The organism is Dyella flagellata (genome assembly GCF_030160275.1).
GTDB classification, from domain to species: Bacteria; Pseudomonadota; Gammaproteobacteria; order Xanthomonadales; family Rhodanobacteraceae; genus Dyella_B; species Dyella_B flagellata.
Genome location: NZ_BSOA01000020.1, coordinates 131,562 through 142,331 on the forward strand (window position 1 = coordinate 131,562; position 10,770 = coordinate 142,331).

Sequence of the window (10,770 nt, forward strand, 5' to 3'; positions counted from 1 at the left end):
CGGCATTACTTGGCTGTCATCCATGGGAAGACACGAACATGACAGCGAAAACTGAAACTGCCATCCTGGCCGGCGGATGCTTCTGGGGCATGCAGGACCTGCTGCGGCGCTACCCAGGGGTGTTGTCCACGCGCGTGGGCTACTCGGGTGGCGATGTGGTCAACGCCACCTACCGTAACCACGGTACGCATGCCGAAGCGATCGAGATCGTGTTCGACCCGGACCGGATCAGCTATCGCCAGATCCTGGAATTCTTCTTCCAGATCCACGACCCGACCACTCCGAACCGCCAAGGCAACGACAGGGGTACGAGCTATCGCTCGGCCATCTTCTACCGCGGCGAAAAGCAGAAGCAGGTGGCCGAAGATACCGTGGCCGACGTCGAGGCATCGGGTCTGTGGCCCGGCAAAGTTGTTACCGAGATAGCTCCTGCCGGTCCATTCTGGGAAGCCGAGCCGGAACATCAGGATTACCTTGAACGTTATCCTGAGGGTTATACCTGCCATTTCATCCGGCCGGATTGGAAACTGCCCGCGCGCGCTTGACGAAAGAAACGGCATTTCGTCTGGCGCCTTCGAGCGCCCATGGCTTATGCATAGTTGCGAGCACCATTGAGTCGCAGCCGCAACAAGTTGTAACAATTCCAAGGCTAGCTGAAACATCCGACAAATATCTAATTTTTAGACTGCGGGCAGCGCAAGCAGAATGAGCTTCAAGGATGAACGGAGAGCGGACAGGAAAGTCCACCTGCACGACAGGCATCGCAATCGTCGGAGGCGGCGCGGCAGGCGCGGCGATATTCGGAGCGCTGCTCGCGCAAGAAGCCTTCGATCACGTGCTTTGGATAACGGGAAGGCAGGACGACCTCGGTCGAGGCGTTGCTTATGGTGCCGCTAGAGATCATCACCTGTTGAATGTGCGCGCCAAGGACATGGGCCTTTATATTGACGCCGATGAAGACTTCGCGCGATACGGCGCCCGCCATCGTCCAGGATCGCAGCCCACTGATTTTCTGCCACGCCGTATGTTCGGCGACTACATCCAATCGCAATTGAGCAAGCGACTGCGCAATGCGGAGCAGCAGGGCCGCTGCTTTACGATTGCGTATTCCATCGCAACCAGGCTTAGCGCCAAGGGCTCAGGCTACGAAATCATGCTCGACGATGGCCAGATCGTGATGGCCGACCGAGTCGTTCTCGCGCTGGGTTCACTGCCACCTCGCCCGCTGCGAGCCGTGTCCGAAGACGCAATTGCGAGTGCTGCGTATGTGCTCGACCCATGGAGTTTGACTCGACGTCCGCTTCAGCCGCGCAGGCTCATCGTGATCGGCACAGGCCTTACCGCCATCGATACAATCCTATCGGCCTCCATGCGATGGCCGGATGTCGAGCTGATTGCGCTCTCCCGCCACGGATTGTTGCCGTCCGCCCATCCTCCGCTTCCCGTCGAGCCTTATCCCCATCAGGCCGACCTCAACGCCAAGCTTATGGCGTGCGCAGGTCCGGCTTCCATCCTCGCCGAGATTCGCCGCTTGTTGCGAGAGAATCCGGCGATCGACTGGCGCAGTATCATCGACGGCATGCGCCCGATCAACGCCAGGCTCTGGCAAGCCCTCTCACTGCGCCAACGCAGGCAATTCCTGCGGCACATCCGATGGCTGTGGGACTCGTCACGGCATCGATTTCCACCCGGAATCGGAGCAATCATCCAGCAATTGCGCGATGAAGGGCGCTTGCACGTCTACGCTGCCCGTGTGTTGAAAGTGGATGGCACGGGGCCTCTGAACGTAAGCATTCGCCATCGTGCCAACCAGGCGGTGACAACGCTGCAATCGGATGTCGTGGTACAAGCAACCGGGCTGGACACCGCCGTTTCTTTCGCCGGACATCGCTTGCTCGGCGGCCTCATCCAAGATGGCTTGGCCGTTGCCGATCCGCTTCAACTTGGCCTATTGGCTCGGGCCGACGGCCACTTGATCAATACTGCCGGCGGCATCCAGCCTGGCTTGTACGCCATCGGCTCCCTGCTGCAAGGTAATTTGTGGGAATGCGTAGCCATGCCCGAGATTCACAAGGCAGCCCATGCCTTGGCCATGCAGCTAAATACTCACCGTCCGATGCGGTCAATGGCGATCGCCTCGAACTAGAGATGCCAACCCAGCAAACCAGGACACGCAAAAAAACCGCCAGGATTGGCATCCCAGCCGACGCGACCGCCCACGCTCGCTTGAACAAGGCGCTATTTGGCTCGGCGCCTTCGGGCGCATTAGCTGCGGCGCATTCCTGCAATTTCCGCAACACTGTTTTTCGAGCCGCGTCTATTTGCTTGGCGTCGTCATCGGCCTACGCTTGCCTCCTATACGAAGCTGACAGCACTCGCTTCGTGTGTTTTCCAATGAACATAGCGGAGCAAGAAGATGGCAAACGGATACTGGATCATTACCTTCCGCTCGGTCACGAACCAGGCTGGCCTCGACCAATACGCAGCAACTGCCGGGCCGGTGATCAAGGCGCTGGGCGGCAGGGTATTGATTGCCGGCCAGCCGGCTTTCGCTTACGAAGCCGGGATGGCACAGCGCGTCGCCGTGGTCGAATTCAGCAGCCTTGCGGCCGCCGATGCCGCCTATAGAAGCCCGGAGTACCAGGCCACCGTGCAGCACCTGGTCGGCGCCGCCGAGCGAGATGTTCGCATCATCGAAGGGCTGTAGCGAGCAAGCTGGGATACCCATCCCAGCGACGCGAGTGTGTGAAAAGCAGCTGGGATTATCATCCCAGCCTACGCCACGCGCAGAATCCTACGGCAAGGATTGTTCAGCCAGTTCCAGGAACAGACTTTGCAGTTCTCCGCCAAGCTCCTGACCTGCATAAGTCAAACGGAATACATCATCGGCATCTGCGAGTTCCTGGGTGCCGTCGATGACACCAAGCACGTTGGCTACGGCATCAATCGTCACATGGCGGGTAAGCTCAAGCAGGACTTCCCGCTGGTCGGCGCTCAACTCGCTGAAAAGCGTCAAGACTCGCCGCCAATACGGCTCGGATGCCTGCTTTACTTCAGTATTGAGCAGCAGGCTGCGGTATAAGGCGTAGTTCTTGTCGACAACCTCGGCACCGAGCTTCGATACAAATTCCTGTGGTGTCATTGCAAAACCCCTGTTTTTTGGCCGATTTCCCCAAACTGATCGCCAGGTCGCCTACGCCGGGCAGACGCTTTGCACACAACCCGACGCGCTTAGCGCCGTGTCGCCAACACGCCATCCAGTGCCAACTGTGCCTTGAATCCCGCCTTCTCCAGGCGCTTGGCTACTTCGCGTGGAACGTCACGATCACTGGTGAGCTTATTCGGGCTGCCGGTGTAGTGGAACAGGCGCCCGCCACGGCGAAGCACGCGTGCAAGCTGGTCGTAGAAGGCCTGCGAGTAAAGCTCACCGGCAATGCCGAAGCGTGGCGGGTCGTGCAGTACGGCGTCTACCGAGCCTTGTTCGACCTGCGGGATCGCTTGCAGCACGTCGGCATGGGTCAGCTCCAGGCGGCCACCGCTGGCGGGATCGTCCGGATCCGGTGACCAGGGGTTGAGCTGTCGCAACCATAGTACGTCGGGGTTCTTTTCGAACGAGTGGATACGCGCCACGCCGGCCTCAAGGCAACAGGCAGCGAAGTAGCCCAGCCCACCGCAAGTATCCAGTAGCGCCTTACCGCGAGGCTCGACCAAGGCCACCTTGCGGCGTGCATCGTCAATCGGAGATTCCTTCGACGTGGGCAGCATCTTGATGCCGTCGATTTCGAAGGTGGGCGCTCCCCATTCGGTCGGCACCAGCTTGATCAACGAGCCGGAAAAACGCGACACCGGCGCGAATTCGTCGCCATCCCAGTAGTAAATCGTGCGGTCTTTCAGTTTGGCTGGATAGGGATAACTCTGCCCTCGCCACTGCCAGGCATCCGTATGCAGCAATGCATCACCATGGGAACGGCCAAGATCCAGGGAGCCTTTCCATTGGGCTGCATCAGCGCCGTGCGCAGCCAGCAAGGTTTCGGCGATAGGGCGCGTAAGCAAGGGACCGGAGTAATGGGACACGAACAGCTGCTTCCTTCCTGGGCGGGAGAATGTCAATTTTAGGCAAAGCCGCCCAGGTTGACGAAACCCGGCCATCCATCGGACCCGGCCTGCGCTTACCTTTGTCGCCCTGGCGAGTCACACTGCGCCGGTTGAACATCTCTCCCACCCATGAGGAAGTGTCATGAATGTAAAAGCCGGATCCATGGTCAGCCTGCAGCGCCCGGACGGTCAGCGGCTCGAGGGTTACCTGGCCACGCCGGAACAGCCCGATGGCGCGCCTGCGGTGGTGGTCATCCAGGAATGGTGGGGCCTGAACGAGCAGATCCGGAGCGTGGCCGACCGGCTGGCGCAATCGGGCTACCTCGCCCTGGTGCCCGACTTGTACCGTGGCGAGATCACCCTGGAGCAAGAAGAAGCCCAACACCTGATGGAAGGGCTGAATTTCGGTGATGCGGCCTCGCAGGACATAGGCGCCGCCGTGGCCTACCTCAAGCAACGCACCGGGAAGGTTGCCGTGATGGGCTTTTGCATGGGCGGCGCGCTCGCCCTGCTCGCCCTCGGCCAGCATGCCGATCTGTCTGCCGGGGTGGTGTGGTACGGACTACCGCCGCTGGAGTACATCGATGCCTCGCGCATCAAGGTGCCTGTGCTTGGGCACTGGGGCACGCAAGATGCGTTCTTCCCGATCAAGTCGGTGGACGCTTTGGAGGCGAAGTTTGCCCAAAGCGGCGTGTCTGCCCAGTTCCACCGCTATCTCGCGCACCACGCCTTTGCCAATGAAACCGCGGTCGGACATGGCCGTATTCCCGGCACGCAATTCGATCCTGAGTGGGCTCAGCTGGCCTGGGACAGGACGTTTACCTTCCTGGGGCGTACGCTCTGGTCTTGATAGGCGGCCGCATGAAGCGTCCGCCTTGCGGGCGGACACTTCATGGCGCAGGCAATTGCCTGACAGCCCGGCGTTGCCACACATAAATAGGCAGCCCCGCCAGCAACAGCACAACGCCCCACAGCATGGTCTCCGTGCCGGTACCGATAAGCGCCCACACGCTGAAAGCGAGCGCACCAATCGCAATCCATCGCCGCAAAAGACTGCTGGCGGAATCGATTCGCCACCATGCCAGCACGGTGATCAGATAAGGCAACAGCGTTGCCGCAGTGGACAGCAGGATGGTGAAAGTAAACAGCGCAACCAGCGTGCGGCTGTAGTTGGAAACGATCAGGGCGCTTGCGAGCACGCTGCTGGTCAGCAGTCCGAACCAGGGCGTGCCGCGCTTGTCCAGGCGGGCGAAGGCTTTGGGAAACAGGCCATCCAGCGCGGGAGCGAGCGTGGTCTGCGCCTGCAGCAAGACCCAGCCGTTGAGCGCACCGAAGCAGGAAATGGTGGCAATCACGCCAATGCCGATACCCGCCGCATTACCCCACACGCGTCGTGCTGCCTCGGCCATCGGCGCCGCCGATGCGTGCAGCACGTCCGCCGGGAGCATGCCCACCACCACGGTGCAAGCCAGCATGGTGGCGACTCCTGCGATGGTCATGCCGATCACCGTGGCGCGCGGCACCGTGCGTTGTGGATCCCGCACGACACCGGTCGGCACAGTGGCCGTCTCCAGGCCAAGGAACGCCCAAAGCGTGAGCGCAGCAACGGACGAGGCCACGCTCACCAGTGGATGACCGCTGGGATTGAAAGGGTGAAAGGCGCTTGCGTGCACCCAGGCCAATCCCAACACGCCAAATACCAGCAACGGCACCAGTTTCAGCGAAGTGGTGACGATCGCCGTATAGCCCGCTTCACGCACGCCGGACAGGCTGATGGAAGTGCAGACCCATAGCGCGCCCAACGCGCACAATGCACCACGCAGCGGTGTAGCAGTCGCCGCCGGCCAAACCGAGCCAAGGCTGCCGGCAAAGGCCACCGCGATCGCCGCATTCGCCGACCACACGCAGACCCAATAGCTCCAGGCCGCGAGAAAACCGACCTGATCGCCGAAAGCGCGACGCGCATAGGCGTACGCGCCGCCATGATTGGGAACGATCTGTGCCAGCCGCGCGTACACCAGCGCCAGCATCAGCGCACCGCCCAGGCTGATACCCCAGCCAAGCAGGCTTGCGGCACCGTAAGGCGCCAACGCTGCCGGCAACACGAATACGCCCGATCCGATGATGTTGCCGATGACCAGCGCTATCAGCATCCACAGCCCGAGTGACCGCCGCGCGGTACTCATGCTTGGGCGAGCGTATCGCGATAGGCACGGCGCACCATTTCATGAAAATGGTGCACGGCATTTTCGCGCAGCGGGTTCAAGCGTCCGGCTTCGTAAGAGCCTGACGCCAGTCCGCGCTGCACGTCTTCGCAAATGGTGACGTCCTCGTCCTGCACTTCATCGCTGAATTGGATGTCTTTGGCGCGTCGCGCCTGCGCTTGCGGACGGCTATCCGGCGCGTAGTAGAAGTCGAACTCCACCCTGCAGCGGCCCACCCCCGCCGGCAGCACGCGATTGGTCTGCAAGCGGCCGGGCAGGATGTTGAGCATGGCATTGGGATACAGGAAGTAGTACAGCGCTTCGCCGCTGCCGTAGAGATCGTCGCCGCTTTCGAGCGGACTATATTGGAAGGAATACCATTGCGCCGTCTCGGTGATGTAGCTGCGGTAGTCGAGCAGGCTGTTCAACCCGGGATGGATGCAAGGCACGTGATAGCCTTCCAGATAATTGTCGACGTACACCTTCCAATTGCAGGCGACGTCGTAGCTGACACGGTGATGGAACTCGTAGTCGTCCAACGCGCGCTGCGGGCCAAGGCGCGCATCGATGCCGGCAACGAATGATTCGAATGGCGGGGCTTCGCCAATGGCGACGAACACCAGGCCCTGCCACACGTGCACCCGAACTTCAGGCAGGCGAATGTCGGCTGGATTGAAATCCGGCGTGCGGCCCATTTCCGGCGCGCCGCGCAGCACGCCATCCAGGCCGTAGGTCCAGCCGTGGTAACGGCAGCGCAGGTTTTGCGCGCCCCGTCCGTTGCAATTGGCGATCGGCCCGGCGCGATGCCGGCATACATTGTGAAAAGCGCGAATGCCGGTCTCATTGCTGCGCACCAGCAGCAACGGCAGCCCCGCAATCTCGGTAACCACGTGGTCTCCCACGCCGGACAGTTGCGACTGGTGGCACACCAGTTGCCAGCTCCGCGCAAAGATCGCCGCAGCATCCAGGGCCGGGATGCGCGGGTCGGTATAGAAGCGGGCCGGCAGGGTCAGGGCGTGATCGAGCTGTTGTGCAGCAAGTGAATCGGGGGAAAGCAACTCGACCATGGCCATACTCAAGGAGCCGCGATGGCCGAGTATTTATCGGACCGCAGTGCAGCATCAATGTGGCGGGGTGGCCCGCAACACCCCCGCTGGCCGCCGTCCCCCGTCAGGCCGATGACGCACGTGGGCATCGCACTGCTACTTGTGCCCTGAAACGTCAGATTCCCGAAACAGAGGCACCCGCTGGGCCTGCAAAAGACCGTAGTAGCGCGGCCGGGAGGCGCGGATTTACAGCGCGAAGGCATCGGGAGCGACGTTTTATCCGCCCCCGGGCCTGGCTATCGCCCCCGGGCAACGATGCGTTTAACGAAGCTGGCTCAGCCACGGCATCAATCCGTGATGTACCGCACACTCCAACTGCAAACATGGCGTGACGCGTGCTTCCTTAGGGGGTAACCAGCGAGTAACCCGAAGGGATCTCGCCAGTACGGCAGGGGGAAGCAGGGGATGGAACAGATCGTTGAATGTCTTATAGTCGGCGGCCCCCAGCATGGCCTGGTACGCCTGCAGCTGTGGGACCCGCGATATTCGGCGCCACCGGTAGTGGCATCCAATGACGGCAAAGTGTGCATCGCCGCCGCACGCCTCCCGTCTGGCCAATGCAGCAATCGCTTCCTGGTACTGCATCCGCAAGCGACTGGCCAGCAGATCCTTGCCATGGTGGCCAGGCTGAGGGTGGCAACCATGGCGGTCCCAGCCTGAGTCTGACTGGCCAATACGCACACTTCCGCGCTTCACATTACCGACCCTACGATGTAGCCATGCTCTTGGCACTCGACCAGACAGGGCCTTTGGATGGAGCGAGGAAATAACCACGCAGAGCTGCAAATTCGCGCCGGCTTCGTACTTCTTCTGATTGCCTGCGCCCTGACGATTTTTGCGACGATCAGCAGCGCCCGGGCTCATTCATGGGTTGCTCACACCCTACGCGTGCGGGAAACCCTGATCCAGCTCTACAGTGACGTCTGCGCCGCGGAAACCGGTCAACGCGGCTTCCTGTTGACACGTGACCCACGCTACCTGGAGCCATACACCCGGGCACGCTCGGACATCACGAAGACAGAAGCGCTGCTTGCCTCCTTGGTCTCCGACAATCCGCAGCAAACAGCCCTGTTCGACAAGTTCCGCCCGCTTGCCGCCCGGAAGCTGGGTGAGTTGCAGCAGACTGTACAACTGGCTGCGCAGGGCCATGACGCCGCCGCGATCCAGCTGGTCAAGACGAACATGGGCCGCGAATGGATGGACGACATCCAGGCGCTGACGAAGGAGATGGATCGAAACGAATACGCCTTGCTCGATCAGCGGTTCAATGCGGCGCGTCGTACCAGCTCGCTACTTTTGGCCGCCGCGCTCGCGTCTGTATTGCTGGCCTGCCTGCTTGCCTATCGTGTGCATCGCGAAGGAAAGGCTCGCCAGCATGCCATCGAGGAAAAAAACCAGGCACTGGAGGAGCAGATTCAACAGCGCCAAACCGCCGAAATGCGGCTGCGCCAGGTTCAGAAGATGGAGGCCCTGGGCCAACTCACTGGCGGCATCGCCCATGACTTCAACAATATGCTGGCGATCATCGTTGGCAATCTGGAGATGTCGCTGCGTCAGATCGGCAAATCGGACGAGGCCTTGAAGGACGTCGTCTCGCGGGCACTGAGTGCCGCGACGCGCGGTTCCGATCTGACCAAGCGCCTGCTTGCGTTCTCGCGCATGCAGCCATTGCGGCCCAAATCCATCGATGTCAACGACTGCGCGCGCGGCATGCTGCTGATTTTGCAGCGCGCGCTGGGCGAAGACATCATCATCGAAACCAAGTTTGCTACCGGGCTATGGCGCGCCTTCATCGATCGCCCGCAATTGGAAAGCGCCATGCTCAATCTCGCCGTGAACAGCCGCGATGCGATGCAAGGCGGTGGCCGACTGAGCATCGAAACCTCCAATGCCCATCTCGACCAGAGCTTTGCCGATACGAATGTCGAAGTGGTGCCTGGGCAATATGTGCTGGTGGCCGTCACCGACACCGGCAGCGGCATGTCGCCCGAAGTGATGCGGCGCGCGTTCGACCCGTTCTTTACCACCAAGGAACCCGGGCAAGGCACCGGCCTGGGCCTGAGCCAGGTGCATGGCTTCATCAAGCAATCGCACGGCCACATCCAGATCTACTCCGAGCCCGGCGTGGGCACCACGGTAAAAATGTACCTGCCACGCGCATCGGCCCAGCAGGACGCGGAAGTATTCACCGAAGCCATGGTTTTCGCCGCCCACGCCTCCAAGAAAGTGCTGGTGGTCGAAGACGACGACGAGGTACGCCAATTCGTGGTCTCCTGCCTCAACGAGCTGGGCTACTCGACCATTTCGGCGGAGAGCGCGAATATGGCCCAGCAGAAGCTGGCTACCCATCCTGACGTCGCCCTCTTGCTAACGGACGTCGTCATGCCGGGCAAGAACGGCAAGGCACTGGTCGATACCGTGCGGCCGTTCTATCCCAAGCTGCGGGTGCTCTATATGACCGGCTATCCGCGCGAAGCGATCATGCACAACGGCATGCTCGATACCAATGTACGGCTTATCACCAAGCCTTTCTCGATACAGGAGCTTGCGCAGGAATTGAGATCTGCATTTGCCGAGGAAGTGGTGTAAAACTTGCGATGATGATTCCTGCTCATGGCCAAATGCGGCGTGGCCAGCTAACGCAATTTTTTCAAAGCCGTTTTCACTGCGATTCATCCAGCTGTCCGACAGCTGAAACCTGCCCGATTCCGTTCAGGATGCAGTTGCCCCCACTCTCCTAGCGTCTGTTCGCCGCGTCATCGAACGCGACATTGCCCAATGGAGGTCACCTATATGCGCAAGTCCATTCTCGTCGCCGCCATCGCCGCCGCCACCGTGCTGAGCGTCCCCGCCTTCGCCCAAGTCCACGTGGGTGGCGCTGCGGGTGCAGGCGTCGGGGCGGGCGTCAACGCCAGTGGGGCCCTGCACGGCGCAACACAGACGGCGACCGGCGCAACCACTGCAGCCGGTGAGACGGTCGAGCACACCGCGCACAGAGCCAAGCACACTGCACACAAAGCTACCCATTCCGCCGCAACAGCCGCTGACGAAACTACAACCACTGCCAAGAAGACCGCAGTAGGCGCAACGGACGCTACTAACGCCAATGTGCAAACCGGCGCTTCGGTAAACGGAAGTGCGGGTGCCGGTTCGGGGGGCGCCAATACGGGCGCCAGTGCGGATGCTTCCGCCGGCAAACATTGACAGCTTGCCGTAAGCTCCCGCCACACGAATGATGTCGTGCGGCAACGCCGGATCTTTCCGATCCGGCGTTTTTACGGATTGAAGCCCTGCTCTGCATGACGGGCTACTATTTCTGTACTGATGCTTTCTTTTCGCAAAAAAATTAGTAGCGCTCCTTCCTG

At 61.0% G+C, this 10,770-nt stretch carries 11 protein-coding genes; 7 read left to right on the top strand and 4 right to left on the bottom strand.

The features are described 5' to 3' along the window. The first annotated feature begins 38 nt into the window (after positions 1–38). The 3 genes from msrA (at position 39) to QQJ96_RS11945 (ending at position 2,707) form a co-directional block, all read left to right on the top strand. On the top strand, positions 39–545 hold the full coding sequence (gene msrA, locus QQJ96_RS11935) for a peptide-methionine (S)-S-oxide reductase MsrA (protein WP_284332227.1): 507 nt from the start codon (positions 39–41) through the stop codon (positions 543–545). 173 nt (positions 546–718) lie between these two features. Continuing rightward, the gene (locus tag QQJ96_RS11940) at positions 719–2,146 is read left to right on the top strand and encodes an FAD/NAD(P)-binding protein (protein ID WP_284332228.1); all 1,428 of its coding nucleotides are present in this window, start codon (positions 719–721) and stop codon (positions 2,144–2,146) included. A 270-nt stretch (positions 2,147–2,416) separates the two neighbouring features. Continuing rightward, a complete protein-coding gene (locus QQJ96_RS11945) occupies positions 2,417–2,707 on the top strand; it encodes a DUF1330 domain-containing protein (protein WP_284332229.1) in 291 nt (96 codons plus the stop codon). 87 nt (positions 2,708–2,794) lie between these two features. Here QQJ96_RS11945 and QQJ96_RS11950 read toward each other — a convergent pair whose 3' ends face one another. Continuing rightward, positions 2,795–3,142 carry a hypothetical protein gene (locus QQJ96_RS11950; RefSeq protein ID WP_284332230.1) on the bottom strand — a complete coding sequence of 116 codons (348 nt, stop codon included), beginning with the start codon at positions 3,140–3,142 and terminating at the stop codon, positions 2,795–2,797. 89 nt (positions 3,143–3,231) lie between these two features. Next, on the bottom strand, positions 3,232–4,074 hold the full coding sequence (locus QQJ96_RS11955; protein ID WP_284332231.1) for a class I SAM-dependent methyltransferase: 843 nt from the start codon (positions 4,072–4,074) through the stop codon (positions 3,232–3,234). Between the two features lie 163 nt (positions 4,075–4,237). On the opposite strand from QQJ96_RS11955, the gene QQJ96_RS11960 reads away from it, so the two are divergent. Continuing rightward, positions 4,238–4,945 carry a dienelactone hydrolase family protein gene (locus tag QQJ96_RS11960; protein ID WP_284332232.1) on the top strand — a complete coding sequence of 236 codons (708 nt, stop codon included), beginning with the start codon at positions 4,238–4,240 and terminating at the stop codon, positions 4,943–4,945. A 40-nt stretch (positions 4,946–4,985) separates the two neighbouring features. Here the strand turns inward: QQJ96_RS11960 and QQJ96_RS11965 are convergent, their stop codons facing one another. Both QQJ96_RS11965 and QQJ96_RS11970 read right to left on the bottom strand, forming a co-directional pair. Next, a complete protein-coding gene (locus tag QQJ96_RS11965) occupies positions 4,986–6,281 on the bottom strand; it encodes an amino acid permease (protein ID WP_284332233.1) in 1,296 nt (431 codons plus the stop codon). After that, positions 6,278–7,366: an aromatic ring-hydroxylating oxygenase subunit alpha gene (locus QQJ96_RS11970; RefSeq protein WP_284332234.1), complete on the bottom strand. Its 1,089-nt coding sequence runs from the start codon at positions 7,364–7,366 to the stop codon at positions 6,278–6,280. Before QQJ96_RS11970 ends, QQJ96_RS11965 begins: the two co-directional genes overlap by 4 nt. Before the next feature lie 444 nt (positions 7,367–7,810). Between QQJ96_RS11970 and QQJ96_RS11975 the strand changes: the two genes are divergently transcribed. From QQJ96_RS11975 to QQJ96_RS11985, 3 genes are all read left to right on the top strand, one after another. Then, positions 7,811–8,065: a hypothetical protein gene (locus QQJ96_RS11975; protein WP_284332235.1), complete on the top strand. Its 255-nt coding sequence runs from the start codon at positions 7,811–7,813 to the stop codon at positions 8,063–8,065. A 93-nt stretch (positions 8,066–8,158) separates the two neighbouring features. Further along, positions 8,159–9,994, top strand: coding sequence for a CHASE3 domain-containing protein (locus tag QQJ96_RS11980; protein ID WP_284332236.1), 1,836 nt, complete (start codon positions 8,159–8,161; stop codon positions 9,992–9,994). A gap of 204 nt (positions 9,995–10,198) precedes the next feature. Next, the gene (locus QQJ96_RS11985) at positions 10,199–10,609 is read left to right on the top strand and encodes a hypothetical protein (RefSeq protein ID WP_284332237.1); all 411 of its coding nucleotides are present in this window, start codon (positions 10,199–10,201) and stop codon (positions 10,607–10,609) included. The last annotated feature ends 161 nt before the right edge of the window (positions 10,610–10,770 follow it).